Annotated in this window: 26 protein-coding genes; 12 read left to right on the plus strand and 14 right to left on the minus strand. The window is 67.7% G+C overall.

Annotated features, from left to right (window positions below; genetic code table 11):
* Nucleotides 1–6: 6 nt before the first annotated feature.
* The 6 genes from ACW9UR_RS04665 (at nucleotide 7) to ACW9UR_RS04690 (ending at nucleotide 6,829) form a co-directional block, all read left to right on the plus strand.
* Nucleotides 7–855, plus strand: a complete 849-nt coding sequence (locus tag ACW9UR_RS04665) for an FAD binding domain-containing protein (RefSeq protein WP_458915752.1) — start codon at nucleotides 7–9, stop codon at nucleotides 853–855.
* Nucleotides 852–3,548: a molybdopterin-dependent oxidoreductase gene (locus ACW9UR_RS04670; RefSeq protein WP_458915753.1), complete on the plus strand. Its 2,697-nt coding sequence runs from the start codon at nucleotides 852–854 to the stop codon at nucleotides 3,546–3,548. Before ACW9UR_RS04665 ends, ACW9UR_RS04670 begins: the two co-directional genes overlap by 4 nt.
* Entirely contained in the window at nucleotides 3,545–4,999 is a 1,455-nt protein-coding gene (locus tag ACW9UR_RS04675; RefSeq protein ID WP_458915754.1) for a 6-hydroxynicotinate reductase, read from the plus strand. The genes ACW9UR_RS04670 and ACW9UR_RS04675 overlap by 4 nt, the downstream gene beginning before the upstream one ends.
* Before the next feature lie 2 nt (nucleotides 5,000–5,001).
* Complete coding sequence (locus ACW9UR_RS04680) at nucleotides 5,002–5,835, plus strand: UPF0280 family protein (protein ID WP_458915755.1); 834 nt, start codon at nucleotides 5,002–5,004, stop codon at nucleotides 5,833–5,835.
* Nucleotides 5,836–5,958: 123 nt separating this feature from the next.
* Nucleotides 5,959–6,390 carry a YeeE/YedE family protein gene (locus tag ACW9UR_RS04685; protein WP_458915756.1) on the plus strand — a complete coding sequence of 144 codons (432 nt, stop codon included), beginning with the start codon at nucleotides 5,959–5,961 and terminating at the stop codon, nucleotides 6,388–6,390.
* A 1-nt stretch (nucleotide 6,391) separates the two neighbouring features.
* Complete coding sequence (locus tag ACW9UR_RS04690) at nucleotides 6,392–6,829, plus strand: DUF6691 family protein (protein ID WP_458915757.1); 438 nt, start codon at nucleotides 6,392–6,394, stop codon at nucleotides 6,827–6,829.
* A 36-nt stretch (nucleotides 6,830–6,865) separates the two neighbouring features.
* Here the strand turns inward: ACW9UR_RS04690 and ACW9UR_RS04695 are convergent, their stop codons facing one another.
* The 10 genes from ACW9UR_RS04695 to ACW9UR_RS04740 are packed head-to-tail and all read right to left on the minus strand — an operon-like array spanning nucleotide 6,866 to nucleotide 14,861.
* Nucleotides 6,866–8,059: a cation:proton antiporter gene (locus ACW9UR_RS04695; protein ID WP_458915758.1), complete on the minus strand. Its 1,194-nt coding sequence runs from the start codon at nucleotides 8,057–8,059 to the stop codon at nucleotides 6,866–6,868.
* Nucleotides 8,060–8,063: 4 nt separating this feature from the next.
* On the minus strand, nucleotides 8,064–8,489 hold the full coding sequence (locus tag ACW9UR_RS04700; protein ID WP_458915759.1) for a CBS domain-containing protein: 426 nt from the start codon (nucleotides 8,487–8,489) through the stop codon (nucleotides 8,064–8,066).
* Nucleotides 8,486–8,644: a hypothetical protein gene (locus tag ACW9UR_RS04705; RefSeq protein ID WP_458915760.1), complete on the minus strand. Its 159-nt coding sequence runs from the start codon at nucleotides 8,642–8,644 to the stop codon at nucleotides 8,486–8,488. Before ACW9UR_RS04705 ends, ACW9UR_RS04700 begins: the two co-directional genes overlap by 4 nt.
* 9 nt (nucleotides 8,645–8,653) lie before the next feature.
* On the minus strand, nucleotides 8,654–9,598 hold the full coding sequence (locus tag ACW9UR_RS04710) for an FAD:protein FMN transferase (RefSeq protein WP_458915761.1): 945 nt from the start codon (nucleotides 9,596–9,598) through the stop codon (nucleotides 8,654–8,656).
* Between the two features lies 1 nt (nucleotide 9,599).
* A complete protein-coding gene (gene nqrF, locus ACW9UR_RS04715) occupies nucleotides 9,600–10,823 on the minus strand; it encodes an NADH:ubiquinone reductase (Na(+)-transporting) subunit F (RefSeq protein WP_458915762.1) in 1,224 nt (407 codons plus the stop codon).
* Nucleotides 10,820–11,422 (minus strand): NADH:ubiquinone reductase (Na(+)-transporting) subunit E, encoded by a 603-nt coding sequence (gene nqrE, locus ACW9UR_RS04720; RefSeq protein ID WP_458915763.1) that lies wholly within the window; start codon nucleotides 11,420–11,422, stop codon nucleotides 10,820–10,822. The genes nqrF and nqrE overlap by 4 nt, the downstream gene beginning before the upstream one ends.
* Complete coding sequence (locus ACW9UR_RS04725) at nucleotides 11,419–12,051, minus strand: NADH:ubiquinone reductase (Na(+)-transporting) subunit D (RefSeq protein ID WP_458915764.1); 633 nt, start codon at nucleotides 12,049–12,051, stop codon at nucleotides 11,419–11,421. Before ACW9UR_RS04725 ends, nqrE begins: the two co-directional genes overlap by 4 nt.
* Nucleotides 12,051–12,848, minus strand: coding sequence for an NADH:ubiquinone reductase (Na(+)-transporting) subunit C (gene nqrC, locus ACW9UR_RS04730; RefSeq protein WP_458915765.1), 798 nt, complete (start codon nucleotides 12,846–12,848; stop codon nucleotides 12,051–12,053). Before nqrC ends, ACW9UR_RS04725 begins: the two co-directional genes overlap by 1 nt.
* Nucleotides 12,841–13,614: an RnfABCDGE type electron transport complex subunit D gene (locus ACW9UR_RS04735; protein WP_458915766.1), complete on the minus strand. Its 774-nt coding sequence runs from the start codon at nucleotides 13,612–13,614 to the stop codon at nucleotides 12,841–12,843. Before ACW9UR_RS04735 ends, nqrC begins: the two co-directional genes overlap by 8 nt.
* On the minus strand, nucleotides 13,611–14,861 hold the full coding sequence (locus tag ACW9UR_RS04740) for a Na(+)-translocating NADH-quinone reductase subunit A (RefSeq protein WP_458915767.1): 1,251 nt from the start codon (nucleotides 14,859–14,861) through the stop codon (nucleotides 13,611–13,613). The genes ACW9UR_RS04735 and ACW9UR_RS04740 overlap by 4 nt, the downstream gene beginning before the upstream one ends.
* A gap of 126 nt (nucleotides 14,862–14,987) precedes the next feature.
* Between ACW9UR_RS04740 and ACW9UR_RS04745 the strand changes: the two genes are divergently transcribed.
* Nucleotides 14,988–16,049: a polyheme membrane-associated cytochrome C gene (locus tag ACW9UR_RS04745; RefSeq protein ID WP_458915768.1), complete on the plus strand. Its 1,062-nt coding sequence runs from the start codon at nucleotides 14,988–14,990 to the stop codon at nucleotides 16,047–16,049.
* A gap of 8 nt (nucleotides 16,050–16,057) precedes the next feature.
* Here ACW9UR_RS04745 and ACW9UR_RS04750 read toward each other — a convergent pair whose 3' ends face one another.
* On the minus strand, nucleotides 16,058–16,570 hold the full coding sequence (locus ACW9UR_RS04750) for a hypothetical protein (protein WP_458915769.1): 513 nt from the start codon (nucleotides 16,568–16,570) through the stop codon (nucleotides 16,058–16,060).
* A 137-nt stretch (nucleotides 16,571–16,707) separates the two neighbouring features.
* Nucleotides 16,708–18,138 carry a Do family serine endopeptidase gene (locus tag ACW9UR_RS04755; RefSeq protein WP_458915770.1) on the minus strand — a complete coding sequence of 477 codons (1,431 nt, stop codon included), beginning with the start codon at nucleotides 18,136–18,138 and terminating at the stop codon, nucleotides 16,708–16,710.
* A gap of 176 nt (nucleotides 18,139–18,314) precedes the next feature.
* On the opposite strand from ACW9UR_RS04755, the gene ACW9UR_RS04760 reads away from it, so the two are divergent.
* From ACW9UR_RS04760 to pyrC, 3 genes are read left to right on the plus strand one after another with little or no spacing between them, the layout of a single operon-like run.
* The gene (locus tag ACW9UR_RS04760; protein ID WP_458915771.1) at nucleotides 18,315–18,995 is read left to right on the plus strand and encodes a response regulator transcription factor; all 681 of its coding nucleotides are present in this window, start codon (nucleotides 18,315–18,317) and stop codon (nucleotides 18,993–18,995) included.
* The gene (locus tag ACW9UR_RS04765) at nucleotides 18,992–20,368 is read left to right on the plus strand and encodes a sensor histidine kinase (RefSeq protein ID WP_458915772.1); all 1,377 of its coding nucleotides are present in this window, start codon (nucleotides 18,992–18,994) and stop codon (nucleotides 20,366–20,368) included. The genes ACW9UR_RS04760 and ACW9UR_RS04765 overlap by 4 nt, the downstream gene beginning before the upstream one ends.
* Nucleotides 20,369–20,428: 60 nt before the next feature.
* Nucleotides 20,429–21,472 carry a dihydroorotase gene (gene pyrC, locus ACW9UR_RS04770; protein WP_458915773.1) on the plus strand — a complete coding sequence of 348 codons (1,044 nt, stop codon included), beginning with the start codon at nucleotides 20,429–20,431 and terminating at the stop codon, nucleotides 21,470–21,472.
* Here pyrC and ACW9UR_RS04775 read toward each other — a convergent pair.
* Nucleotides 21,469–22,275, minus strand: a complete 807-nt coding sequence (locus tag ACW9UR_RS04775; protein WP_458915774.1) for a sugar phosphate isomerase/epimerase family protein — start codon at nucleotides 22,273–22,275, stop codon at nucleotides 21,469–21,471. The two genes, pyrC and ACW9UR_RS04775, sit on opposite strands and share 4 nt — an antisense overlap.
* Nucleotides 22,272–23,969, minus strand: a complete 1,698-nt coding sequence (locus ACW9UR_RS04780; protein ID WP_458915775.1) for an FAD-dependent oxidoreductase — start codon at nucleotides 23,967–23,969, stop codon at nucleotides 22,272–22,274. Before ACW9UR_RS04780 ends, ACW9UR_RS04775 begins: the two co-directional genes overlap by 4 nt.
* Nucleotides 23,970–24,080: 111 nt before the next feature.
* Between ACW9UR_RS04780 and ACW9UR_RS04785 the strand changes: the two genes are divergently transcribed.
* Both ACW9UR_RS04785 and ACW9UR_RS04790 read left to right on the plus strand, forming a co-directional pair.
* Nucleotides 24,081–25,001 (plus strand): LysR substrate-binding domain-containing protein, encoded by a 921-nt coding sequence (locus ACW9UR_RS04785; RefSeq protein ID WP_458915776.1) that lies wholly within the window; start codon nucleotides 24,081–24,083, stop codon nucleotides 24,999–25,001.
* Nucleotides 25,002–25,119: 118 nt separating this feature from the next.
* Nucleotides 25,120–26,121, plus strand: a complete 1,002-nt coding sequence (locus ACW9UR_RS04790; protein ID WP_458915777.1) for a Bug family tripartite tricarboxylate transporter substrate binding protein — start codon at nucleotides 25,120–25,122, stop codon at nucleotides 26,119–26,121.
* The last annotated feature ends 18 nt before the right edge of the window (nucleotides 26,122–26,139 follow it).

Raw genomic sequence — 26,139 nt, forward strand, 5'->3', positions numbered from 1 at the left:
AGGTCCATGGTCGCCTATGACAGACCGGGTGAGCTGCACGAGGCGCTGGCGCTGCTGGCGCGCGGTCCGATGACGATCGCCGCGGGCTGCACGGACCTTTTCCCGGCGACCGGCGCACGAGCGCTGGAAGGACCGGTTCTGGACATCACCGGTATTGCGGCGCTGCGGGGAATATCGCTCACGGATCCAGGGTTGCGCATCGGAGGGTGCACGACGTGGACAGATATTCTCAGGGCTGATCTGCCACCGGCGCTCGACATGCTGAAACAGGCGGCGGCCGAGGTCGGCTCGGTGCAGATTCAGAACGCGGGAACCGTGGCGGGCAACCTCTGCAACGCCTCGCCCGCCGCCGACGGCGTGCCCTGCCTGCTGGCGCTGGATGCCGAGGTCGAACTGGCCTCGACCGCTGGCACTCGGACGATGTCCCTGGCCGAGTTCCTGACCGGCCCGCGCCGCACGGCCCGCGCGCCTTCAGAGTTGCTGACGGCAGTGACGATCCCGGCCGAGGCGCTTGCTGGCGCCAGCCGGTTCCTCAAGCTTGGGGCGCGGCGCTATCTGGTGATCTCGATCGCCATGGTGGCGGTGCGGTTGGCGTGCGAGGCGGGGTGTGTTGGGGATGCGGCTGTCGCCGTCGGGGCGTGTAGCGGCGTGGCGCAGCGATTGCCCCGATTGGAGGCTGCGCTGATCGGCCAGCCCGTCGAGGGGCTCGCCGGACTTGTCCGAAACCAACTGATCGCCCCGGCGCTGAAACCTATCTCGGACGTGCGGGCAGATGCCGCCTATCGCGAGCGTGCCGCCGTCGAACTGGTCCGTCGTGCATTGAGCGACCTCGCAGAGGCGGAGGTGCCCGCGTGAACCGCCCGGTCGGCCTGCTGCGCCTTACGGTGAACGGCCAGACCCATGCGCTGCCGCTGGCCCCTGGCCGACGGCTCTCGGAGGTGTTGCGCGAGGATCTGCGCCTGCGCGGGACCAAGGTCGGCTGCGATGCCGGGGATTGCGGTGCCTGCACGGTGCTGCTTGACGGCGCGCCGGTCTGCGCCTGCCTGACGCCCGTGGCGCAGGCGGCGGGGCGCGAAGTGACGACCGTCGAGGGGCTTTCGAGCGAAGGTCTCTCGGCCCTGCAACAGGCGTTTCACCGGCATGGCGCTGCTCAATGCGGGATCTGTACCCCGGGAATGCTGATGGCCGCGACCGCACTGCTGCGGGACACTCCCGCACCTAGTCGGGCCGAGGCCGAGGCGGCGCTGGGTGGGGTGCTCTGCCGCTGCACGGGATATGCGAAGATCATCGATGCGGTGGTTGGGGCACCCGTTGCCAATGGGCCTGAGGGAGCCGTCGGTGCAGCGCTGCCGAGGCTCGACGGTGTTCCCAAGGTGACGGGAGAGGAGGTCTTCGGGGCGGACGTCGTTCCCGAGGACGCGCTGCTGGTCCGCGCGGTCCGCTCGCCGCATCCGGCCGCCGGGTTCGCCTTCGGGGATATCGCGGCATGGGTGTCGGCGCAGGGCGGCGGGCTGCATGTCTTCACGGCCGCAGACATTCCCGGAGAGAACCGGTTCGGCGTGATCCCGGATTGCGTGGATCAGCCGGTGCTGGCTGAGACGACGACCCGCTTCCGGGGCGAGGCCGTGGCCTTGGTCGCGGGCCCGGCGGCGCTGGTCGAGGCGGTCGACCTCACAAGTTTCCCCGTGACATGGACACCACTTCCGGCGCTGCTCGACATGGCGCAGGCGCAAGGCTTCGCGCCGCTGCATCCGCATCGCCCGGACAACCTTCTGATCGCGGGGCGTGTGCGGCAGGGAGACGCAGCAGCGGCGCTGTCCGCTTCGGTCCATGTCAGTGACGCCGAGATCGAGACCGGTTTCGTCGAGCATGCCTATATCGAGCCCGAGGCCGGGGCCTCGTGGATGGAGGGAGACACGCTCGTGATCCGCGCCTGCACCCAGGCGCCGGTGATGGACCGGGATTCAACGGCGTCGGTGCTGGGATTGACGAAGGAAAGGGTGCGGATGATCCCGACCGCTGCGGGCGGGGGCTTTGGTGCCAAGCTGGATCTCTCGGTACAGCCGCTGATCGGGCTCGTGACGCTGAAGACCGGGCGGCCTGCACGGATGATCTTCTCGCGCCCCGAGTCGATGGCGACCAGCACGAAGCGGCATCCGGGGCGGATGCGGGCGCGGATCGGCGCGGATGCCGATGGGCGCATCACGGGCATGGTTTTCGACGGGGATTTCGACACCGGGGCCTATGCAAGCTGGGGGCCGACGGTGGCGGTGCGGGTGCCGGTGCATGCCTCGGGGCCGTACCGTACGCCAGCCTACCACGCCGAGGCGCGGGCCTGGCACACGAACAACCCGGTGGCCGGGGCGTTTCGCGGTTTTGGCGTGCCGCAGGCGGCAGTGTTGCAGGAGGTGCTTTACGACGATCTGGCATTGGCCTTGGGCATGGACCGGCTGGAGTTCCGGTTGAGGAATGCGCTTGGCGATGGCGACCGTAGCACCTGCGGGCAGGTCCTTCATGGTGTGGGCATACGCGAGTGTCTTGAGGCGCTGCGCCCGAACTGGCGGCGGGCTCTGGCTGCGGCGGGGCCGGGGCGCGGCGTCGGTATCGCCTCGTGCTGGTACGGCTGCGGAAACACGGCGCTGCCCAATCCCTCGACGGTGCGCGTGGGGATCACTGCCGACGGACGACTGCGCCTGCACCAGGGGGCGAGCGACATCGGGCAGGGCGCGAACACGGTTGTCACCCAGCTTTGCGCCGAGGCGTTGGGTCTGCCGGTCGAGCGGTTCGAACTGGTCGGCCCCGATACGGCGCTGACGCCGGACTGCGGCAAGACCTCGGCCTCGCGGCAGACCTACATCACCGGCAAGGCGGCGATGCTGGCGGGCGCGGCGCTTAGGGCGCAGATCCTGGCATTGGCGAACACCGGGCCCGAGGCGCGGATGTCCCTAGAGGGCGGCAAGCTTCGGGTCGAGGATGCGCGCGGCGGGCGCGAGCTGGCACTCTCCGATCTTCCCGTAGATGCGAACGGCTACGTGCTGGCCGCCGAGGAGAGCTATGACCCGCCGACGGGCGCGCTCGATGCGGACGGGCAGGGCGTGCCCTATGCGGTCTACGGCTATGGCGCGCAGATTGCCGAGGTCGAAGTGGACCGGGCGCTCGGCACGGTGAAGGTGCTGCGCGTCACCGCCGCCCATGACCTCGGCCGGGTGGTGAACCCGCTACTGGCCGAGGGACAGGTGCATGGCGGTATCGCGCAGGGGCTCGGGATGGCGCTGATGGAGGAATATGTGCCCGGCGTAACCGAGAACCTGCACGACTACCTGATCCCGACCACCGGCGACATGCCCGAGATCGAGACGATCTTCATCGAGAAGCCCGACCCCGAGGGGCCGATGGGCGCCAAGGGGTTGGGCGAGCATGTGCTGATCCCGACCGCGCCGGCGATCCTGAACGCCATCCGCCATGCTTGCGGCGCGCGGATCACGCGCCTGCCCGCGCTGCCGCACCGGGTTCTGGCCGCGATCCGGGCGGCGGAGGAAGAACAATGAGCCTGCCGGAACGAGACAGCCGCCCCGAGAAGATCCGCTGCGATGCCTGCCCGGTCATGTGCTATATCGCCGAGGGACAGCTCGGCGCGTGCGACCGTTACGGCAACCAGGGCGGCAGGATTGTGCGCTGTGATCCCCTGACCCTTCTCGACCGCCGGATCGCCGCGGGTGACGAGGTCCGCCCGTTCCTGGCCTGCGAGTGGGACGGCGATGTATTCGGCGCCGAGAACCTCGACGTGACCGCCATCGGCGCGGGCACCACCTATCCCGATTACAAACCCGCCCCGTTCATCGTCAGCCGCGCGATCGAAGGCGTGGATTTCGTGACCGTCGTGACCGAGGCAATCTTTTCCTACTGCGGGGTGAAGGTGAAGATCGACACCGACCGGCATCTCGGCCCCGAGGCCGCCTGGGTCCGCGCCGAGGGCGAGATCGTCGGCCATGTCACCACCGCCGAATATGGCTCGCAGATGCTGTCGCTTGGCGGGGTGGAGCATCTTACCGGCGGCTCCAAGGCCGAGGGGCGGGTGACCTGCGACGTGCTGATGCGGCTGTGCAATCGCGAGGCGGTCACGCTGAGCATAGACGGTGGGGCCAAGGTTGTCGTCCAATCCGGTGAGCCACCCATCGTTGATGGAAAGCGCGAGGAACGTATGCGCGTCGGCTGCGGCTCGGCCACGATCGGCATGTTCGCCTCGCAATGGCACGGGCTTGTGGACGAGGTTGTCGTTGTCGACGACCACATCACGGGTGTCGTCAGCGAGCACCAGGCGGGCAAGGTGCTGGGCTGGCCGGACACCGGCATCCGCATCAAGGGCCGCCGCTCGACCCCTGGGCGATATTTTCAGGTGGCGAAACCGGGGCTGGGCTGGGGCGGCACGGATATCGAGGATCCGCTGACCATCCTGGGCGATTGGAACCCGAAGAAGGGCGCGCGGCCGGGCTTGAGCCTTCTGATGGTTTCGACAACGGGCGAACAGCACGGGTTCTATGTGCTGGACGAGGATCTGGTGCCGCGCCCCGCGCCGCTGCCAGAGGCCTTGCGCGGAACCGTCGATCTGATCGCCGAGAACTGCGAGCCGGCGCTGTGCACAGTGATGTTCATGGGCGGCGCTGGCGGATCGTTGCGTTCGGGCGTGACCAGGAACCCGGTGCGGCTGACCCGCTCGGTCCAGGCGTTGAGGACCAGCGTCAGCTGCGGCGGCGCGCCTGCCTGGGTCTGGCCCGGTGGCGGAATCACGATCATGGTCGATGTCGCGCGGATGCCCGAAGGTTCTTTCGGCTACGTGCCCACGCCGGCCATCGTCGCGCCGCTGGAGTTTCGCCTGCCGCGCGAGGACTTCCGGGCGCTCGGCGGCCACGACGAGGCGGTGCGCAGCATCGAGGACGTGCTGGAACGCGGTGGCGAGTACGGCGCTGACATGCGCACCCTGCGCTCTGCGGACAGGTGATCATGCAGCGGGCTAGCGCCGCCGTATTGCCGGATGGCCGGTTGCACCTGCACCACGGGCCCATCGACCTGATCCTCGGCGTCGATGGGCCGGGGCGGGATGCCGCCTTGCTCAGGGCATGCACCCGGTTCGAAACGGTTCTCGACGAACTCGCGGTGGAGCTTGCTGAACTGCGACGTCCAGTCACCGAAGATCCGAAGCTGACCGGTCCGGTCGCTCGCCGGATGCTGGCGGCGGTCCAGCCTTTCGCGCCAGACTTCATCACTCCGATGGCCGCCGTCGCGGGGGCGGTCGCGGACGAGATACTGGCTGCGTGCAAGGGTGAAGGCGTGACGCGCATCCATGCCAACAACGGCGGCGACGTGGCGCTTTGGCTGGCCGAGGGGCAGGCGCTTCGGGCGGCGGTGTTTGCCCCGGTGCCCGCAACCATGGAGATCCAGCCCGGGGACCGGATCGGGGGCGTTGCGACTTCGGGGCGCGGCGGGCGGAGCCAGTCGCTCGGAATCGCGGACAGCGTCACGGTGCTTGCAAAGACCGCCGCGCTTGCCGACGCCGCGGCGACGATGATCGCGAACGCCGTCGACTTGCCCGGCCACCCGGCTGTACGCCGCCGTCCGGCCTGCGAGCTTTCGCCCGACAGCGACCTTGGCACGCGGCCTGTGACTGTTCACGTCGGCCCGCTTTCCTCGGAAGAGGCCGCGCGGGCGTTGGACGCTGGGCTAACGCATGCCGAGAGGCTTCGCCGCGGCGGGCTGATCCAGGGTGCGGTGCTGGTGCTGGGCCGGGATCACCGCGTATCCGGCATCCTCCCGGTGGCAGCCGAGGCCGTTGTGTGACCTAGTCACCGTTCCCAACTCCTCCGCCGTGCTACCTAACCCTCAAACAAGATTCGAGGATTCGGATATGCGACTGTCTGCAATCACCGGTGGCGAACCGCACCGGTTAAAGGAGGTGTTCTGATGGAAACCGCCTTCACCCCTCTCGCCTCGCTCTTCGGCGGGACTCTGATCGGTCTTTCGGCCGTGCTCCTGATGTGGCTGCATGGCCGCATTCTGGGCGCTACCGGGATCACCGGAAGCCTTCTACGCTTCGACGACATGACCGACTGGGTCCAGAAGGCCCTGCTGGTCGCGGGGATGGTCACCGCGCCGTCGATCATCCTGGCGCTCACCGGGTCGTTCCCGACTGTCGAGGTGCCGGTCTCGACCGCGATGCTGGTCATCGGAGGCCTGATTGTCGGCGTCGGCGCCAGTTACGGCAGCGGCTGTACCTCGGGCCACGGTGTTTGCGGCAACGCGCGTTTCTCGGCTCGCTCGATGGTCGCGACCGCTACCTTCATGGCGACCGCGATCGTCACCGTTTTCGTCATCCGTCACGTGATCGGAGGCTGATATGAAACACCTATCCACCTATCTGATCGGCCTCGTATTCGGTCTTGGGATCTCTATCTCGGGCATGGCGAACCCGGCCAAGGTGCTGAACTTCTTCGACCTGGCAGGGACCTGGGATCCGAGCCTGATGTTCGTCATGGGCGGTGCGCTGGCCGTCGCGATCCCGGGCTATCGGCTGGTCTTCCGGCGAGCGTCCCCGCTTATGGCGCCGAAGTTCTCGCTTCCTACGAAGAAGGACATCGACCGTGAGCTGGTCGGCGGCGCTGCGCTGTTCGGCGTCGGCTGGGGGATCGCCGGTTTCTGCCCGGGCGGCGCGCTGCCGGTGCTTGGCACGGGCCGGACCGAGGTGTTCATCTTCATCGCTGCGCTCTGCGCCGGTCTGCTGCTGGCGCGGGTGCTGAAGGGGATGACCCCGACCCCGAAGCCTCAATCCAACTGAACCAGCGCACTCGGGCGGCGCTGGCCGCCCGGGTGCTCAATCTGGAGTTTGCGAGGTTTCCTCTGCGGGAACCTCGCCGCTGTGCCTCAGCGCCGCCATGGTGGCGAGCGGGCCGAGGATCTCGAAGACTATTGTCGTGGCGACGGTGATCGAAAGGATCGCGTCCCGGTATTGCGGCAATTGCTCGCCTGCCACCAGGGCCATGCCGATGGCGATGCCCGCCTGCGGCAGCAGGGCGGCGCCAATCCAGCGCCGGTGCACCGGGGGCAGTTCAGCCATCCCACCACCCATCCAGCCGCCGATCATGCGCGCGGCGCTCCGTAGCAGCACGAAGGCGATGACGAAGACCAGCACGTTTCCAAATTCTGCATAGTGGAAGGTCGCCCCCGCCAGGATGAAGAAGAGCAGCATGAACGGCCACTCGATGCGCTCGATCTCGTGGAAGGCGCGTTCATGGTGCCTGGCGAGGTTGGCCACGGTCGCTCCGGCGATCATACCCGCGAGCAGGAACGACAACTCGAACGCCAGCGCCAGACCGGCGCAGAGAAAGACCACGCCAAGCGCTTCGGCCTGCATCGGCTCTCCGGGACGCAGGCGGCCGGTCAGGTAGGCGGCCGGTACGCCAAGCCCGAACCCCAGCAGGATGGTGCCGGCAAGCTCGCGGAAGCCGTCCTGCAGGACGTGCCCTGCAGCGCCGCTGCCGTCGATCACGTTCACCGCCATCAGCAGAAGGCTGAAGGCGATCAGGCCCCAGGCGTCGTCGACGGCCACAATCCCAAGCAGCAGATCGGTAAACGGACCCTTGGCGCCAGATTGCACCACGACGTCGTAAGTGGCGGCAGGCGCGGTCGCGGTTGCGATCCCCGCCAGTACCAGCGCCAGCGCTAGAGGTGCGCCCGCCAGCCAGAGCCCCGCCGCCATGCCGGTGATCGAAACCATCACAACGCAGACCGAAACCAGCATGATCTCGCGTCCGTGCGCCTTGAGGCGTTCCGGCGTCAGGGCGTTGCCGAGCAGAAACGCCACCATCGTCAGCGCGGTGACCGAGAGAAGATCATACCAGTCCGCGACTTCGGGCGGCAGCAGGTGGAGCCCTGCGGGTCCGATGGCGACCCCTATCAGCAGCAACAGCGTCACCCGGGGCACCTTGGTGCGCCGCCCCAACGTGTCGGCGGCGACGCCCGCCAGGAAGACCCCGCCGAGCGTCAGCAGGACGGTATGCAGTTCCACTGCGCTATCCTCCGCCGCGCGGACCGGGAGCGTAGGACCAGTGCGCGTGCAGTGCCCGCAGCAGGTCGAGCCGGGTGACGATGCCGACCAGTCGGCCGTCGCTGGTGACCGGGAAGCGGCGGAAGTCGCGCTCCATAAAGCGCTGGGCGGCGGTGACGAGGTCGGTCTCGGCGTCGAGCGTCTCGACCTTGTCGGTCATGTAGTCACCGACGGTCCCGCTCCATTCCTGGTGATAGCTGGCATGGAGCGCGGCGCGGAAGCAGTCCTTCGCGGTGATGACGCCCGCCAACGCTCCGGCGGCATCCAGCACCGGCGCGCCGGAGACCTTGTGCGAGAGCATCGAGGACACCGCGTCGCCGATCGCAGTATCGGGCCGGAAGGTCAGCGGGTCGCGGGTCATCGCTTCGGAGACAGTGGCGTGACCGGTCATGGCTCGGTCCTCAGGCGGCGCGGGCAGCTGTCACAGGCCTCGCAGCCGGTACCGCCGCAGCTTCCCTTGAGCGGCGCGCGGCCCCGCATGACGCCCAGTGCGAGGCCGGCGACCGACAGCAGGATGATTGCCAGGGTCAGAAGAAATGTCGCCATGGCTACCTCCTATCCCGCCAGTTGTTCGGCGAAGCGCCCGGTCAGCACCGGGGCCGCACGGCCGTCAAACACCAGCCGAGAATCGAGACCAAGGCTTCCGGCCAGGTCCCGCGCGCTGTCCGCATCGAGCGTGCAGAGCGCGGTCGCCAGCGCGTCGGCTTCCATCGCGGTGTCGGCGATGACCGAGGCGGATTCAACGCCGCCCCGCACCGGCGCGCCGCTGCGCGGATCGATGATGTGGCTATAGCCGCGGCCACGCACCTCGTAGCCGTGCGGCAGGCCGCCGGAGGTGGCGATGGCGCGGCCGTCCAGCCGGATGACCTCGGGCAAGGGGCCTTCGACGGCGATCTGCCAGGGCCGGCCCGAGGGATGGCGGCCGCGGGTGGTGACCTCGCCGCCCATCTCCAGAGCGAAGTCGCGCAGGCCCAGTCCCGAGAGGGCTTGCGCCGCAAGATCAAGGGCGCGGCCCTTCGCAATTCCGCAGAGGTCGAGCGTGGTGCCTGTCTGGCGCTTGCGCAGACCATCGGGCGTCAATTCCAGGTCCGACATGCGTCCGGCGGGTCCGGCGGTGATCGGGCCGAAGCCATACCGCCCGACCACGGGGCCTACTGTCGGATCGAAGGCGCCATGGGTCCGAGCCGAGATGATCCGCGCTGCGTCCAGCACGGCTCGGGTATCGGGCGATATCGTCAGCCAGCGCCAAGCCTGTGCCCGGTTCAGGTAGGAAAGCTCCGAGTCCGGGCGCCACGGCGACATCGCCAGATCGATCCTGGCGACGACCCGCGCCACGGCGTCGGCAATCTCCCCGTCCGCTTCGAGCGAGACGAGGCGCCAGTAGCTGCCGAAGGCCTCACCCCCCGTCACCCGCGTTTGGGCGGCTTGCGCAGGCCAGGCGGCCAATGCGCCAGCGGCGGCGATCGAGCCCAGGAAACGACGTCGGTCCATGCGCATCATCTCAGCCTCCGAAATCATCGTAGAAGATCGTCTCGCTCTCGACCCCAAGGCTGTCGAGCATGGCGTTGACCGCGTCGATCATCAGCGGCGGCCCGCAGAGATAATACTCGCAGTCCTCGGGCGCGGGATGGTCCCGCAGATAGGCCTCGTGCGCGACCTGGTGAATGAAGCCTGTTCGCGCCTCGCCCGTGTCCCCGGGGGCGGGGTCGGACAGGGCCAGCACGAAGCGGAAGTTCGGGTGCGCCTTCTCGAGTGCGCGGAACTCGTCGATGTAGAAGGCGTCACTGGCGCTGCGCGCCCCGTACCAGAAGCTGATCTTCCGGGTCGAGCCTGAGCGCTGCAGTTGGTCGTGGACGATCGCGCGCAGCGGAGCCATCCCGACGCCGCCGCCGATCAGTACCATTTCTCGCCCGGTGTTCCTTGCGCCGAAATCCCCGAAGGGACCGGAGAGCACCACCCGGTCGCCCGGCTGCAGCGAGAATAGCCAGGAGGAGACCAATCCTGGCGGTACCTCCGGCCCTGCGCCCGGGGGTGGGACCGCGAGCCGGATGTTGAGCACGGCGCTTCCGCTATCGGCGGGCGTGTTCGCCAGCGAATAGGCGCGAGTTACCGGTTCGCCATTGGCAACGGTCAGCTTGCGCCAGCCTTGTTTCTCCCAGACCGGAGCGAAAGTATCGGGCACGTCAAGCGCGGTGAAGTCGAGCGCATAGGCCGGAGCTTCGACCTGCACGAACGCGCCCGCTCGGGGCGTGAAGTCCGCGACCTCGGGCAGGTCCAGCACGATCTCCCGGATCAGGGGGGCGAGCATGCTGCTGCGCGCAACGGTGCAGGTGAAGGTCTCGGCCGAAAGCATCTCGTCCGGCAGCACCACCGACAGCGGCTCGCGCACCACGACCTGGCAGGCGAGGCGCTGCCCCTCGCGCAACTCGGCCCGGCTGAGACGGGCCTCCTCGGTCGGCAGCGGCTCGCCCGCGCCGCCCGTGACCTGCACGCGGCAGAGCCCGCAGGTGCCCGCGCCGGCACATCCCGAGGGTATCGGGATGTCGCCGGATTGAAGGATACCAAGAAGTTTCTCTCCCGTGGTCCCGGGCAGTTGCTGTGTGCCGTTGATGGTGATCGTGACAGGACGGCTCGGCTGCATGACCCGGCGCGCGCCGATTACCGCGGCGGTGAGCAGCAGCACGATTGCCGTAAGCAGTACGGTGGAGAGCAGCACCTCGGTCATGGCAATGTCACTGTGGCGAAGGCGGTGAAGCCCATGGAGATCAGGCCAGTCACCACAAAGGTGATACCGAGGCCGCGCAGCCCCTCGGGTACGTCCGCATAGCGCAGGCGCTCGCGGATCGCTGCGAGAAGCGCGATGGCCAGCCCCCAGCCGATGCCGCTGCCAAGACCGAATACCACCGACTCGGCGAAGCTGTAGCGGCGTTCGGCCATGAACAGGCTGCCGCCGAGGATCGCGCAGTTTACGGTGATCAGTGGCAGGTAGATGCCCAGCGCCCGGTAGAGTGCCGGCGCATAGCGGTCGAGCGCCATTTCCAGGATCTGCACCACCGCCGCGATCACGCCGATGAACGCGATGAGCTTCAGGAAGCTCAGGTCTACTTCCGGAAGGCCCAGCCAGGCCCACGCACCCTCGATCAAGAGGCCGTTAAGGATTAGCTGGTTTATCGGGATCGTCACCACTTGCACGGCGATCATTGCTGCGGCCAGCCCCAGCGCGGTCTCGAGCCGTTTCGAGATTGCAAGGTAGGTGCAGATACCGAGGAAATAGGACAGCACCAGGTTGTCGGCAAAGATGGCGCGCAGGAACAGATCCGTCATCGCGCGCGCTCCGCCAGCGGGTATTCGTTCGGCTCGACCTGCGCGGTCCATCGGGCGCGGATCGCCCAGATCAAGAGGCCGAGGATGATGAAGGCTGATGGCGCAAGCAGCATGAAGCCGAGCGGTTGGAACCAGCCTCCGTCCAGCGCCGGGTGCCCGAAGAGCGTACCCTGGCCCAGCAGTTCGCGGACGAAGGCGACGATCATCAGGATCAGCGAATAGCCCAGCCCGTTCCCCAGCCCGTCGGCCATGCTGGACAGAGGCGGGTTGTGCATGGCGAAGGCTTCGGCCCGGCCCAGAACAAGGCAGTTCGTCACCACCAGAGAAACGAAGATCGACAGGCGCTGGCTGATCTCGAACGCGTAGGCCTGAAGGAACAGGTCAGTGACGATCACCAGCGAGGCGATGATGGTAATCTGCAGGATCAGCCGGATCTGTGGCGGGATCAGCCGGCGTAGCGCGCTGATGATACCGCTCGATGCTGTGACCACGACGGTCAGCGCCAGCGACATGGTCAACGCCGTCGTCATCGAGGTCGTCACTGCCAGCGCCGAGCAGATACCCAGCACCTGAAGCGTCACCGGGTTGTTGGCGACCAGCGGTTCTGTCAGCGTACGCCGGAGCGACATCAGAGCCTCCCCTCGGCCAGCGCGTCGAGTACCGGACCGTAGCCGTTCGGCCCCATCCAGAACTGAATCATGCCGCTGACCGCGTTGCTGGTGCGGGTAGCGCCGGTGATGCCGTCCACCTCGAATTCGGTGCTGGCCTTGCCGCGCACCACCGACAGCTTCACCTCGCCATCTTCACCGGCGATCTGCTTGCCGGGCCAGAGTGACTGCCAACCGGGATCCGCAATCTTAGCGCCAAGGCCCGGGGTCTCTCCCTGCGCCGTGATCGCCAGGCCTGCGACGGTGTTCAGATCGCCTTCTAAAGCGAGATAGGCCTCGATGACCGACTGGTAGCCCGCGCCGTAGATCGGCAGGATAACCAGCTCTACGCTGTCGCCCGATTTGAGCACGCTGATCTGGGCGAAATCCGGGCGGCTGCCGATCCCGGCGAAGTCCTGCTCCGGCGTAAGCGCGGTGCTGGTGTCCGCATCCTGCGCCAGCGCTTGCATGTCGGCCTCGGCCCGGTCGGTCCGCGTGGCCGAGGTTATGTCGACTACCAGCGTCTCCATCGTCTCGGCGCCGCTTTCGGCCAGCAGATCGGCGAGCGCGGGCATCGAGGCGATCAATTCGTCCAGCTTGGCCTGCCGCTCAGCCGCGAGGTTGGCGTCGATACGCGGCGACAGCATCACCGAAGCGCCCGAAACGACCACCGCGCAGATCGCTGAGACGATCACCGCCATCGCGATCGTGCGGCCCTGGCTGTCGGCGGGCAGGGCCATCAGCCGACGCCACAAGGTCAGCGGGTTCAGTTCAGCCATGACGCAGGCTCCTTCGATAGCGGGCGACCGAGATCGCGCCCTGGTCGATCAGCGGAGCGGCGATGGATGCGAGGAGGGTGGCGAAGACCGCCGCCTGCGGCGTGCCGCCCGAAACCAGAAGCGCCGCCAGTGCGCCGCCCAGCGTGCCATAGGCCCAGCGACCGCCCGGCGTCGCGGCAGAGGCGACTGGGTCGCCCAGTAGGTAGACAAGCCCGAAGGCGAGGGTTCCCGCTCCGGACGCTGCCCATGGATCGGCCCCAAGCAGCAGGCAGACCGCTGACCAGCCGAGCACTCCCGAGACGACGACTGCCGGCGGCAGTATCCCGGTTGCTAGCAGGATTGCTCCGGCCGCGACGCACCCCGCCAGCAGTTCCATGCCCAATGCCGGGTGCTCGATGCCAGGGAAAGAGAGGTAGAGAAACGCCAGCGCCGCAGTTCCGGCACCGAAGACGTTTCGGCCCCAGCCGCCGAAGATCAACTCGGCGATCACTGTGCCGAAGCTGATCGCGAGGATCACCTGCCAGAGCGCCAGCTCCGGCCCGGCCAGCACCGTCACGGCCACGGCGGTCACCGCGCCAGCGGGGGTAGGCGGCACACCCTGTAGGGCGCGGAACAGGAGTTGCCAGAGCGCGACGACTGCTAGGCCCGCGCCGAGGCGCAGCAGTGGTTCGGGCCCGGTACCGGCAACCATCCCGGCAAGTACCGGCAACGTCGAGGCGGCCAGAACCCAGCCGACCGTCTCTCGATTCCAGACGCCCCGGATCATGCGGCCTCCAGCATATCGAGGACGCGGCGCAGTGCTTGCGGAAGCCCGGCCCGGCCTCCGGCGGCGTAGTCCAGCAATGCGACGTCTTCTTCCAGCAGCGCGCGGCATCCCAGCCGGTCCGCGGTTTCGGCATCCCCCGAGCAGAGCGCGCGGATCAACGGCATTGCCGGGATCGCGGGGCCCAGCGCGAGGTCCAGCGCGCGTGTCGGAATGACGGCTTCGGGGCGCGCCTGCCGGTGATCCGCAGGCCAGAGGCTCCGCCGGCGCGGTGGTGGGGCGGGACGGTCGGGCAGGGCGGTGATCTGCCAGTGATGCCGCCCCAGGAAGCTCTGCCCCCGTCCGGAGATCGGCGAGCCGGAGATGAGATGCCAGTTGCCCTTTCGCATCTCTCCCACGGCAAGCGCCGCGAGCGAGGCTCCCCCGGGCACCCGCAGCAGCCGCGGATCCTCGAGCCCGGGGCCGGAGAGCGCGATGACCCGGTTGGCGGGGAGCGTGCCGGTTTGCAGCAAGTGCCCCAAAGCGACGACTTCCTGTGCGTGGATCTGCCAGACGCTGCGATCTTGCGCGACCGGGTGCAGGTGCTCGATGTGGGTGCCTGGCAGCCCGGCGGGGTGGACGCCGGAAAAGCGCGCCACGCGCACGCGGCCACGCTCGAGGGTGAGGGCGCCGCCCGGAGGCTGGCACAGGTAGACCGGCCCATCTGTCAGCAACTCCAGCGCCGCAAGCCCGCGCTCGAGCAGCGGCGCCGATCCGGCCAGCGCCGTGGGTATGTCCGCCGCCAACGGCTCGGTATCCATAGCGGTCACGAAGATCGCCCCGGGACGCGCGCCCGGGTCAGGCACACGCCCGAATGGCCTGGTGCGGAACGCCGCCCAGAGCCCGGAGGCCTGCATCGCGCCTTCGACCGCGCCCGCGTCATCGCCGCTGCTGTCGAAGGAAACCGGGGCAGGCGGCGCGTCGGTCGCCCTGATCTCGATCCAGGCCAGTCGGCGGCGGGCGCCGATCTCGATCCGTGCCACATGGCCCGCCATCGGGGCGGTGATCAGAATTTCGGGCCGGTGCCGGTCGCGAAACAGCGGCGCGCCCAAGCCCACCGCGTTACCTTCGGCCACGAGGACCTCGGGCCGCATTCCCGGATAATCGCTGCCAAGCACCCCTGCAGAGGCAACGTGGCGTTCATCGCCGATCGCCTGTCTCGGCGCACCGGGCAGGCGGATCTGCAAGCCGCGACGAATCCTGTGCTCCATAATGCCTTGTCCGAATCCCTTTTGCGGCACCTTGGGCAGCGGCGCCGTCCACCGCTTTGAGCCAGATCAAGGCCTCGCAGTCACGTGTGCCCTAGTCACTCGGTATACTGCCACCGGGGGTAAGCCATGAGATTTTCATTCTTTTCCTACCCCGCGATCCTCACTGCCGGGGTATTCGCGGCTTCAGGCGCGTTCGCGCAGCAGAACGCCGAATCCATTGTCGCGGAATGGGCCGCGTCTGCCCATGCAAAGGCGGACGCTGAGGCTTTCACCCATTGGAACGACGAGGGGGAGATTCCCGCGGAATGCGCGCTCTGCCATGCAGGTTCGGGCTTCCGCGACTACTACGGGCTCGACGGCAGCCCGGTGGGCGAGATGTCCGGCCCACATGCGATCGGTGGCGTGATCGACTGCGACACCTGCCACGCGGACGGGGTGGCGGCGATCTCCGAAGTCACCTTCCCTTCGGGCGTGGTGCTTCCCGCACCCGAAAACAACGCCACCTGCTTCACCTGCCACCAGGGTCGCCAGTCTGGTACCGGAATCGCCGGGGCGGTCGAAGGCATGGAACTCGACACCGTCAATGCGGATCTCGGGTTCATGAACCCACACTATCTGCTGGCGGCCTCGACGCTGCACGGGGCGCAGGCGAACGGGGCCTACCAATACGACGGCAAGTCGTACGCCGGCCGATTCGACCATGTCGAGGGTGTCGACAGCTGCACCGATTGCCACAGCCCGCACAGCCTGGAAGTCGCGCAGGAGGAGTGCGCCACCTGCCACAAGGTCGACGATCCCCGGTCGATCCGCGCCGGTGTGACCGACTGGGACGGCGACGGGGATTCCGGCGAGGGGCTGTCCGGCGAGATCGCGACGCTGCTCGAGCAACTGAAGCCCGCGATCATCACCTATGCGTCGGAGACCGCCGGCACGCCGATGGTCTACTCGGGCAGCAGCTATCCCTATTTCTTCATCGACACCGATGCGGATGGCGAAGTCGACGACGGTGAAGCCACCTTTCCGAACCGCTATGCCAGCTGGACGCCGCGGCTGCTGATGGCAGCCTACAACTACCAGTTCGCCGCCAAGGATCCGGGCAACTACGCACACAACCCGCACTACGTGCTGCAGGTCCTGATAGACAGCATCGACGATCTGACCGGCGAGGCGCCCGGCACACGTCCCTGAATTTGGGTCTAGTGGCGGTTAACCTGCTGCGGCCAGACCGGGGTCGGATGGACGGTTCCTGGTCGCGCGGGCGAGGGGGTGAGGCCAAGCGCGGCCTCGCGCCCAAGGCCGACCAGCACCGGCGCCATGTCCGCGCGCACCAGCAGACTCGCGATCATCATCGCATCTTCGTCCTCGCCTTTCGCGGTCAGGGCGAGGAACTGCGCGAAGACAGCCTCGTCCGCGCCGACGCAGCCGCAGCCGATCGAGTGTCGCATCAGGCCCCGGCGACCATGTTCGAGGATCAGGTTCAATACCCGTTCGAACGCGGTGAGGCTGGCGGTTGCCCGTCCAGCGCCAAGGCTCGACGAGGCCGACGCCCAAACCTGCGCCTGCCCCTCGGGACCGTCGCACCAGAGCCGTAGCCAGGTGACAGCCCGCGCCTCGCAGGGCGGCAGCGTGTCCAGCACGGCCACGGGCGCGCCGCCGCGGCGGGCTTCACGGTGGTCAGGGCTTCGGGACGTGTCGGTCGGAAAGGTCATGGCTCGCGCTCCAGGTTGCGTGAGTCATTTCTGACCAATTAACTCGGATATGTCAATTCCGACAAAATTAGTCATAAAAAAGGCGGCCGCATGTCGGGGATCCATGCGGCCGCAAGTTGGCAGGGTCGTAGTGGTTGTCAGGCGTTGGCAAGCGTCAGCGTCAGGAACCGCCGGGCGCCGTCGCGCTCGACCAGCAGCAGGACGCTTTCCCGGTCGTTCTTCTTCGCTGCCTCGATCACCTCGGAGAGCGCGTTGCTGTCAGACACCTCAGTCTGATTGACCGAAACGATCACGTCGCCAGGGCGCAGGCCGTTCTCGGCCGCCGGCGAGTTCGGCTCGACTTCGGTCACGGCCACACCGCCCTCTGCGCTTTCGACGCCGAGTCCAAGGTCGGGCAGATCGAACTTCGCGGGTGCGATCTGTGGTGTGGCCTCATTCTCGGCCGAAGCGGTTTCCATCAGCGCCGGGCGGATTTCCAGCGTCTGCCGTTCCTCGGCGCGCCAGACCTCGATCTCCGCTTCGGCGTCGATCTCCGAGGCCGCAACGGCGCGGGTGAGGTCGCGCACTTCGTCGATCTCGGAACCTTCGAAGGCGAGGATCACGTCGCCGGGCTTCAAGCCAGCAGCCTCGGCCGGGCTGTCGGGCATGACTTCGGCGACCAGCGCGCCGGTGGCGTCGGCAAGGCCCAGGCTTTCGGCGATGTCCTTGTCTACCGGCTGGATCGACACACCGATCCACCCACGCTGGACCATGCCGTCGTCCAGCAGGTCCGCGACGATCATCTGCGCTTGCTCGGCCGGGATCGCGAAGCCGAGCCCGATGTTGCCGCCCGAAGTCGACAGGATGGCGGTGTTCACGCCGATCACCTTGCCGTTCATGTCGAACAGCGGCCCGCCCGAGTTGCCCCGGTTGATCGCGGCGTCGACCTGCAGGTAGTCGTCATAGGGACCCGACCGGATGTCCCGCCCACGCGCCGACACGATCCCGGCCGTCACGGTGCCGTCGAGGCCCAGCGGGTTGCCGATGGCCACGGCCCAATCGCCGACGCGCACGGCATCCGAGTCGCCCCAGTCCACGGTTGGCAGGTCGCCTTCGGGTTCGATCTTCAGTACCGCGATGTCGATACGGTCGTCGGTGCCGACGACCTCGGCCTCGTATTCGGTGCCGTCATCCAGCACGACGCTGACCTTGCTGGCGCCGTCCACCACGTGGTTGTTGGTGACGATCACGCCGTCCTCGCTGATGATGAAGCCCGAGCCGAGGCCCTGCTGCGCGCGGCCGGGGGCGTCGGGGCGCGGCATCCGCTCTTCAGGGAAGAAGCGGCGCATGAACTCTTCCATTTCGGGGGGCATGTTGCCGAAGCCCTGGATACCATTCGCCTGCGGCGTGGCTTCGATCTCGCTGACCACGGCGACCACGGCGGGTTTGGCGGCTTCGACCAGGGGCGCGAAGCTCTGCATCGCGACGGGTGCCTGGGCATGGGCGGGCAGGGCCGGCAGGGTCGCCATCGGGGCAACGGCAACGGCGCTGGCCACGAGTACGGATTTTAGGGTCTTGTCGGAAGGCATGTTCGTCTCCGGCTGGTTTGCATCCTCCCCGTCTTCGGGGCACAGGTTGCAATCTGGGACGGCGATCTGTCGCCCTCATTGCGGGGGCATTAAAAAATCTTCATCTGCGCGGGCGGTGCTTGCGCTCGGGCACGGTCCGGCGCAAATCGTAAGCCGGACAAGAGCTTGAGGGAGCCATGCGTCTGCTGATCGTCGAAGATGACGTGGAAACCGCCCGCTACCTTTCGGACGGGCTGCGTGAGAGCGGACATGTCTGCGATGTCTGCCATACCGGCCCCGAGGGGCTGGCCGCTGCGCTGACAGGGAGCCACGACGCCATCGTGATCGACCGCATGCTGCCGAGCATGGACGGTCTTTCGGTCGTGCGCACGCTGCGGGCCGAGGGCAGGGCAACGCCGGTGCTGGTGCTTTCGGCGCTGGCGCAGGTGGACGACCGGGTTCAGGGTCTGCGCGCGGGAGGCGACGACTACCTGACCAAGCCGTTCGCCTTTTCGGAGCTGCTGGCGCGGCTCGACGCGTTGACGCGGCGCGGCGGCGCGGGCGATGCCGAGGCGACCACGCTCGAGGTGGGCGATCTGGTGCTGGACCTGCTGGCCCGCACGGCCACAAGGTCGGGGCAGGAGATCCCGTTGTTGCCGCGCGAGTTCAAGATCCTCGAGTATTTCATGCGCCGCCCCGGCCGCGTCGTCACCCGCACCATGCTGCTCGAAGGCGTCTGGGACTACAATTTCGACCCGCAGACCAACGTCATCGACGTGCACATCAGCCGGCTTCGGCAGAAGATCGACAAGGGATTCGACAAGCCGCTGCTGCACACCGTGCGCGGCGCCGGCTACATGATGAAGGCTGGCGCTTGAGCCTGCCGCGCGGTCTCTGGCGCACCACTCCGGTGCGTTTCGCTGCCGTGCTGACGCTGCTCTTCTGCCTTGTGCTGGGCGGCGGTCTGGGGGCGGTCTATTTCGGCACGGTCGCCGTCGTGGACCGGCAGACCGAGGCGACGCTGGACGCCGAAATCCGGGCATTGTCGGAGCGGTTCGAGGAAGGGGGGCTCACACGTCTCGTCGAGGCGATCGAGGCCCGCACCGGGCCGGACGCGCGCGGTGACAACGTCTACTTGCTGATCGGGCCCGACGGACGACGGCGGGCGGGGAACCTTTCGGCCTGGCCTGCAGGACACGACGAGCCGGGGGAAGTCAGCTTCCCGGTGACCAAACGCGACGGCGCGTCCAGTACCGAACGCCGGGTCAGGGCGCTGACCTTTGATCTTCCCCGCGGCTATCGACTGCTGGTCGGCCGCGACAGCGAGGATCAGTTCATCGTTCGGCAGCGTTTCATCCGCACCGCCGTGTGGGTGATCCTCGGCGCCATCGCGCTGGGCCTCGTATCAGGCGTCCTGCTGGGCCGCCGGGTGCTCCGCCGGGTCGAGGTCGCCGCCGAGGCGGGCGAGCGTATTGCCGCCGGAAACCTCGAGCGCCGCGTGCCGCTCGCGGGCTCGGGCGACGAGTTCGACCGGCTGGCGGGCAGCGTGAATGCGATGCTCGACCGGATCGAGGCCTTGATGAGCGGCATGCGGTTGGCGACCGACGCGATCAGCCACGACGTTCGCAAGCCGCTGACCCGCGTCCGCGCTGAACTGGAACTGGCGCTGCTTCGAAACGCCGAGGGCGAGGACGCGCAGGTTGTCATGACCCATGCGCTGGAGCAGATCGACGCCGCGATGAAGATCCTCGCGAACCTGCTGGATATCGCGCGCGCCGAGGCACGAGTGCCGGGCGACGCGTGGAAGCCGCTCGACCTTGCCGCCATCGCCGAGGATGCCGCCGAGCTGTACCAGCCGGTCGCAGAGGCGCGTGGCATCGAGGTCGCATTGGATGTGCAGCAGGCCCCGGCGCGGGGTGAACCGCAACTAGTCGCGCAGGCAGTCGCCAACCTGATCGACAACGCCCTGAAATACGCCCCGGCGGGCGAGGGGCGGGTAGAGGTGCGCGCCCACCCCTTGAAGGACAGCGGCGCCTGCGTCGAGGTGGCGGACAATGGTCCCGGCATCCCCGACAAGGACCGTGCCACGGTCGCGGACCGTTTCGTACGACTCGACAGCGCGCGGGGCGGCGATGGTTCGGGGCTGGGGCTGAGCCTCGTTCGGGCTGTCGCCCATCTGCACGGCGGCAGGCTTGAACTGCTCGACAACGCTCCGGGGCTGCGCGCGCGGATCACTCTGCCGCCCGCCTGAGCTTGCGCGGGCGCCCGGGCCATGCCAGACAGCCGCAACCCCTGCCAGCCGGAGAGCCCGATGACCCGCACCCTGACCCTGCCGCTGCCCGACGACATGCACCTACACCTGCGCGACGGCGCAATGTTGCGCACGGTCACTCCGGTCACGGCGGCGCATTTCGGGCGGGCGATCATCATGCCCAACCTCGTACCCCCGGTGGTCACGGGCGCTGACGCCGCCGCCTATCGCGAGCGGATCCTCGCGGCCCTGCCCGAGGGCAGCACGTTCGAGCCGCTGATGACTCTCTACCTGACCGAGACGACGGATCCCGATGATCTGGCTGCCGCGGCGGAATCGGGGCTGATCAAGGCGGTGAAGCTCTATCCGGCGGGGGCGACGACCAACTCGGACTCGGGTGTGCGCGACATCGAGAAGGTGATCCCGGTACTGGAGCGCATGGCCGAGATCGGCCTGCCACTTTGCGTCCACGGGGAGGTGACGGACCCGGATATCGACATCTTCGACCGCGAGGCGGTTTTCATAGACCGGGTGCTCGACCCCGTACGCCGCCGCGTGCCCGGCCTGCGCGTGGTGATGGAGCATGTCACCACGAAGGATGGTGTCGACTACGTGGCCTCGGTGGAGCAAGGGCTGGGCGCGACGCTGACCACGCACCACCTGATCATCAACCGCAACAACCTGCTGGCGGGCGGCATCCGGCCGCACTACTACTGCCTACCGATCGTCAAGCGCGAGGAGCATCGACAGGCGCTGCGCAAGGCGGCGACCTCGGGCGACCCGCGCTATTTCCTCGGTACCGACAGCGCGCCGCATCTCGACGAAGGCAAGCTCAGTCCCTGCGGCTGCGCGGGGTGCTTCACGGCGTTGAATACGCTCGCCTGCCTCGCGCATGTCTTCGAAGAAGAGCGCGCGCTCGATCGCCTGCCTGATTTCGTCGGCGCGTACGGCGCGGCTTTCTACAGGCTCCCGGCCCCGACCGAGACGATCCGGCTGGAGCGGCTGGATACGCCTGTGGACCTGCCGAGTTCGCTTGAAACCGGGGAAGGCCCGCTGACGGTCTTCGATCCCGGCTTCGCCCTGCACTGGCACGTCGCGCGCTAAAGCCCGTTTAGTAGCGTGCGGGTCGCGGTCATCACTTCGCCAATGACGGCATCAGCTCCGATTTCTTTCGTTCGGGCCGTCATCGGGACCTCCAGCCCCAGCGGCAGATCTGGCGGAAGCGCGGTCAGGAACGCGCGCAGGTCGATCTGGCCACATCCGGGCGGCAGCCGTTCGGCGCGCCCGGCGTGGAGCAGGTCCTCGGTCGAATAGGGCGGGTGCACCGGGGCGTCGCAGAGATGCGCGAACCTCAGGCGATGAGGCGGGACGGTGCGCAGGCTTTCTAGGCTGCTGCCCGACCGGTCGAAATGCAGGCTGTCCGCGAGGATTCCGACCGATGCGCCGGCCTCGCCCGCCAGACTGAGAGCCACGTCGAGGTTCGGCACCACGGTCCAGGGGAAGAATTCCAGCGAAACGCCAACTCCACGTCGTGCGGCCAGTTCAGACAGTTTCCCAAGCGTATCGGCCAGCCGGGCGAGGTCTGTGTCATAGGGCGCGGCGATAACTTCACGCGCGCCCAACTCGGCCCCGGCGTCCAGGAACGCTTCCAGTGACCTTGGAACAAGTTTCGGCGTGATCCGGACGAACTCGATGTCGTGAACTGCGAGGCCGGTTTCGGCCAGCGTCGCGCGGGTTTCACGCATCATCGCGGGATCGTCCATCAGCGGATAGCCGGGGCTGTCATCCGTGACACGGATCAGGCGAAGACCCACGGCGTCGAAGCCCGCGCGTGCCGCTGCGTGGATCAGCGCCGGTGGAGGCAGGCCGATGGCGGTCAGGTGCGCCAAGGACAGCAGGCGGCTCATGGCGCAACCCCGGCGGCATTGCGCCCGGCGATATATCCGAAGGTCAGCGCCGGGCCGAGGTTGATGCCCCCGGCGGGATAGTGCCCGCCCATCACGCTCGCCATGTCGGTGCCCGCGGCATAGAGCCCCGGGATCGGCGCGCCGTCCGCGTCCAGCACGCGCGCCTGCCCGTCAGTGCGCAACCCCGCGAAAGTGCCGAAGCTGCCGGGGACGACACGAACGGCGTAGAACGGCGCGCGCTCGATCGGCGCGAGGCAGGGGTTGGGGGCGATCTCCGGATCGCCCTGAAGCCTCATGTAGGGCGTGGTGCCCCGCGCGAAGTCGGGATCGTTGCCTTGCCGTGCACCTTCGTTGTAGCGCTCGATGGTAGCGGCCAGCCCGCCCGGGTCGATGCCGCAGGCCCGCGCCAGTTCCTCGACGCTCCGCGCGGTCTTGAGATAGTCGCTGCGCAGCCATGGCCCGATGGGCAGCGGGGCGGGGCGTACGATACCGAGGCCGTAGCGGCGCAGGAAACGGTGGTCGCATACCAGCCACGAGACGGGTTGTTTGCCCTCGGGCGTCGCCTCGAACATCGCTTGCACGTAGTCGTGGTAACCCAAGCCTTCATTGCAGAACCGCTTGCCGTCCGCGCTGACGCCGATCACGCCCGGCTTGCCGCGGTCGATGATGTGCGGGAACACGCCCTTCCTGCCGTCGGGCCAGGTGACCTCGGACACCGGACACCACGCGCCGGGCGCGGCGAGGTTCATGGCTTGCTGCCCGCCCGCGGCTTCACCGAGGCGCAGCCCGTCGCCGGTGGCGGAGGGGACGGCCAGCGGCAGGTGCACCTCGGGATGCGGGAAACTCGCCGCGCGCCGCGGCAGGTCGTGAGGGTACCCGCCGCAGGCCAGCACTACGCCGCGCCGGGTTCGAATGGTCGTTTCGGTTCCGGCGGAGGTCTGCACGACACCGCAGACGCCGGTCTCGTCCATCTCAAGCCGTGTCACGGCATGGCCGGGCCGCAGGTCGATATCCAGATCGAGCGCCGAGCGGATAAGACGTGCGACCAATGCGTTGCCGTTCCGGACCTGCATGCCGCGCCCGTACCGCGCCCGCTCCCACAGGTGGCGTGCCAAGCGGCGCGTAGCGTAGAGCGCCGAAGACGGCGACCGGGAGGCGGTCATGAAGGCGCGAAGGTCGGGGCCGGCCTGAATCGTCATGCCGAGGAAACTGGTCTCGGGCAGTGGCTCGCGCAGAAGCTGCCTCTCCGCACCCAGTGCGCGGGCGTCGTAGGGCCGGGCGATTACCGAGCGGCCGCCGGTGCCGGCGCCGGGCAAATCACCGTAGGTGTCGGGGATCTTCGCGCCGCACTCGAACTCCAGAGCAGTTTCGGCTTCGAGGAAGCCGATCATCTCGGGCGCGGCCGAAAGAAAAGCATCGACCAGCTCTGCATCGAAGTTGTTTCCGAGCACAGCTTCGAGATATCGCCTCGGTGAACCGTCATCTTCGGTGATGCCGAGGCGCTGCGCGACCGGATTGCCGGGCGCCCAGATCCAGCCACCCGACCAGGCGGTGGTGCCGCCGAGCACGGCCTCCTTCTCGGTCAGGATGACCTTCAGCCCATGGTGTGCGGCGGTGACGGCGGCGGCCAGCCCCGCAGCGCCGGATCCGGCCACGACGAGGTCCGCCTCCTCGGTCCACGCGGTTGTCGTCACGTTCGCTCCCCGTTCGTTTCCCAAAAGGTCGAGCAGCGGCGACTTAACGTCAAATGCTTGTCGGTTCTCGTCGTTAACGTCATGTTAAGCCAAGCGGTACCGGAGGACGCCATGCCCGAGATGACCCTGCGCCAGATCGAGGTGATCCGCGCGGTCATGATGACCGGCACGATCAGCGGGGCGGCGGAGATGCTGCACGTCTCGGCCCCCGGAATCAGCCGCCTCGTCAAGCATACCGAGGAATCGCTGGGCCTGAGGCTGTTCGAGCGCAAGGCCGGACTTTTCGTGCCCTCGGTCGAGGCGGGCCGTGTCTTCGATCAGGTGCGCGAGGTCTACAAGGGGGTCGAGAACCTGCAACATGCGGTCGGTGCGCTGCAAAAAGGGGAGGACGTTCGGCTCGCCTTCGCTTCGGCGCCTTCCATCGCGCAGTTCATCGCGGCAAGGGTGCTGCGGCAGGTCCGTAGCCGATATGCCGATCTGTTCATCGACCTCAACATCCTGAAGATCGAGGAGACGGTCGACTACCTGCTGCTCGAACGTGGCGAGTTCGTGATCATGAGCTCTGCCGTCCAGAGCGCCGCCATTGAGAACGAGCAGATCGCCGAGGGGAGACTGGTGGTGATCCTGCCCGAGGGGCATCGGCTTGCCAACGAACCGGCCGTTTCGGTTACCGATCTGCGGAACGAGGACCTGATCGGCGTCGATCCCTCGGACCCCTACGGCGCGCTGCTCGCAGAACCGTTCCAGCAATCCGGGATACCTCTACGCCACTCGATGCGGGGCCGGTTCGCGCAGACGGTGGTAAGCTTGGTCCGGCACGGGCTGGGCGTCGCCGTGATCGACGAGTTTTCGGTTGCCGAGATCTACATGCCCGGGCTGGTGCGCCGCCCGCTTGCCGAGGAGGTCAAGGTTCGTAGCTACGTCGCGCGCAAGAAGGGGCGGGTGTTGTCCGGCTTCGCCGAGGAAACGATCCAGCACTTTCGGCGCGAGCTTGGCCGCGCGATCCGCCAGCGGCCTTGGGAGCGAGCATAACATAAGGTTAATCTGCGGGATGAACGGGTATTTGACGTTATGCTCGTTTGTGGCGATCCTTGTCCCCACAACAACGCCGGCCCGACCGGCGCATAACGGCACGCAAGGGAGAGATGCCATGAAACGACTGCTGATCGGCGCGCTTGGTGCGCTGGCGCTGAGCGCGACCGCCGCTAACGCGGAATATCCCGAGAAAGAGATCCAGGGGATCATCCAGTGGGGGGCGGGCGGCTCCACCGATACCGTGATGCGTTCGGTCACGCCTCATGCCGAAGAGGCGCTTGGCGGTACGGTCGTCATGCAGAACATGACGGGCGCGGTGGGTGCGATTGCCTTGAACCACGTCGCGGAGTCGGACGCCGACGGCTACACCCTGCTGATGGGCGCGGAAAACCCGATGCTCTACAAGGTGATGGGGCTGGGCGAAAAGGACTACGGCGAGTTCGTCCCGATCTCGATCCTTGCCCGCGGCACGCCGATCCTGGTCGCCAACCCGGAAGCGCCGTTCGCCGACTACGCCGAGATGGTCGCCTACATCAAGGAGAATCCCGGCGAGGTCCGCTTCGGCTCGACCGGTCCCGGCGGTTTGCCGTCGGTAATCAACGCCATGATCGGCGCGGTCGAGGGCGAACTGGAGGTGATCTCGGTTCCCTATGATGGCGACGGCCCGGCGCTGACCGCGCTTCAGGGTGGCGCCATCGACGTGATGCCTGCGGTGTTGGGCGCCGCGATAGAGGGCATCCGCGCTGGCAACATGAAGCCGCTGGCGGTCTTCGACGTGGCGGCGAACGAGAAACTGCCCGACGCGCCCTTCGTCACTCAATTCAACGACGCTTACAGCACCTATCTGCCCTGGGGGCCGTTCTTCGGAGTATTCGCCCCGAAGGGCACGCCGGACGACGTGATATCCAAGTTGTCGGCCGCCTACGCAGAGGGCGCTCAGCATCCGGATTTCGTGCAACTGATGGATGACCGCGGCTTTACGCTGATGGGAATTTCGGGCGCAGAGGCCGAAGAATTCCTGACCAAGTGGCAGCAGGGCACTGCCTGGCTGTTGCAGGACGCCGGCCTGACCAAGGCTTCGCCCGAGGAATTCGGGATCGCCCGTCCCGGCGAGTGAGCCGGCCCGCGGCGGTCC

Source organism: Halovulum sp. GXIMD14794, from assembly GCF_054457455.1.

What these genes read in the sequence shown, in the direction of transcription:
- ACW9UR_RS04665 (WP_458915752.1), top strand. Translation starts at nt 7, where the DNA reads ATGGTCGCCTATGACAGACCGGGTGAGCTGCACGAGGCGCTGGCGCTG.
- ACW9UR_RS04675 (WP_458915754.1), top strand. Translation starts at nt 3,545, where the DNA reads ATGAGCCTGCCGGAACGAGACAGCCGCCCCGAGAAGATCCGCTGCGAT.
- ACW9UR_RS04680 (WP_458915755.1), top strand. Translation starts at nt 5,002, where the DNA reads ATGCAGCGGGCTAGCGCCGCCGTATTGCCGGATGGCCGGTTGCACCTG.
- ACW9UR_RS04685 (WP_458915756.1), top strand. Translation starts at nt 5,959, where the DNA reads ATGGAAACCGCCTTCACCCCTCTCGCCTCGCTCTTCGGCGGGACTCTG.
- ACW9UR_RS04690 (WP_458915757.1), top strand. Translation starts at nt 6,392, where the DNA reads ATGAAACACCTATCCACCTATCTGATCGGCCTCGTATTCGGTCTTGGG.
- ACW9UR_RS04700 (WP_458915759.1), bottom strand. Translation starts at nt 8,489, where the DNA reads ATGACCGGTCACGCCACTGTCTCCGAAGCGATGACCCGCGACCCGCTG.
- ACW9UR_RS04705 (WP_458915760.1), bottom strand. Translation starts at nt 8,644, where the DNA reads ATGGCGACATTTCTTCTGACCCTGGCAATCATCCTGCTGTCGGTCGCC.
- ACW9UR_RS04710 (WP_458915761.1), bottom strand. Translation starts at nt 9,598, where the DNA reads ATGATGCGCATGGACCGACGTCGTTTCCTGGGCTCGATCGCCGCCGCT.
- nqrF (WP_458915762.1), bottom strand. Translation starts at nt 10,823, where the DNA reads ATGACCGAGGTGCTGCTCTCCACCGTACTGCTTACGGCAATCGTGCTG.
- nqrE (WP_458915763.1), bottom strand. Translation starts at nt 11,422, where the DNA reads ATGACGGATCTGTTCCTGCGCGCCATCTTTGCCGACAACCTGGTGCTG.
- ACW9UR_RS04725 (WP_458915764.1), bottom strand. Translation starts at nt 12,051, where the DNA reads ATGTCGCTCCGGCGTACGCTGACAGAACCGCTGGTCGCCAACAACCCG.
- nqrC (WP_458915765.1), bottom strand. Translation starts at nt 12,848, where the DNA reads ATGGCTGAACTGAACCCGCTGACCTTGTGGCGTCGGCTGATGGCCCTG.
- ACW9UR_RS04735 (WP_458915766.1), bottom strand. Translation starts at nt 13,614, where the DNA reads ATGATCCGGGGCGTCTGGAATCGAGAGACGGTCGGCTGGGTTCTGGCC.
- ACW9UR_RS04740 (WP_458915767.1), bottom strand. Translation starts at nt 14,861, where the DNA reads ATGGAGCACAGGATTCGTCGCGGCTTGCAGATCCGCCTGCCCGGTGCG.
- ACW9UR_RS04745 (WP_458915768.1), top strand. Translation starts at nt 14,988, where the DNA reads ATGAGATTTTCATTCTTTTCCTACCCCGCGATCCTCACTGCCGGGGTA.
- ACW9UR_RS04750 (WP_458915769.1), bottom strand. Translation starts at nt 16,570, where the DNA reads ATGACCTTTCCGACCGACACGTCCCGAAGCCCTGACCACCGTGAAGCC.
- ACW9UR_RS04755 (WP_458915770.1), bottom strand. Translation starts at nt 18,138, where the DNA reads ATGCCTTCCGACAAGACCCTAAAATCCGTACTCGTGGCCAGCGCCGTT.
- ACW9UR_RS04760 (WP_458915771.1), top strand. Translation starts at nt 18,315, where the DNA reads ATGCGTCTGCTGATCGTCGAAGATGACGTGGAAACCGCCCGCTACCTT.
- pyrC (WP_458915773.1), top strand. Translation starts at nt 20,429, where the DNA reads ATGACCCGCACCCTGACCCTGCCGCTGCCCGACGACATGCACCTACAC.
- ACW9UR_RS04775 (WP_458915774.1), bottom strand. Translation starts at nt 22,275, where the DNA reads ATGAGCCGCCTGCTGTCCTTGGCGCACCTGACCGCCATCGGCCTGCCT.
- ACW9UR_RS04785 (WP_458915776.1), top strand. Translation starts at nt 24,081, where the DNA reads ATGCCCGAGATGACCCTGCGCCAGATCGAGGTGATCCGCGCGGTCATG.
- ACW9UR_RS04790 (WP_458915777.1), top strand. Translation starts at nt 25,120, where the DNA reads ATGAAACGACTGCTGATCGGCGCGCTTGGTGCGCTGGCGCTGAGCGCG.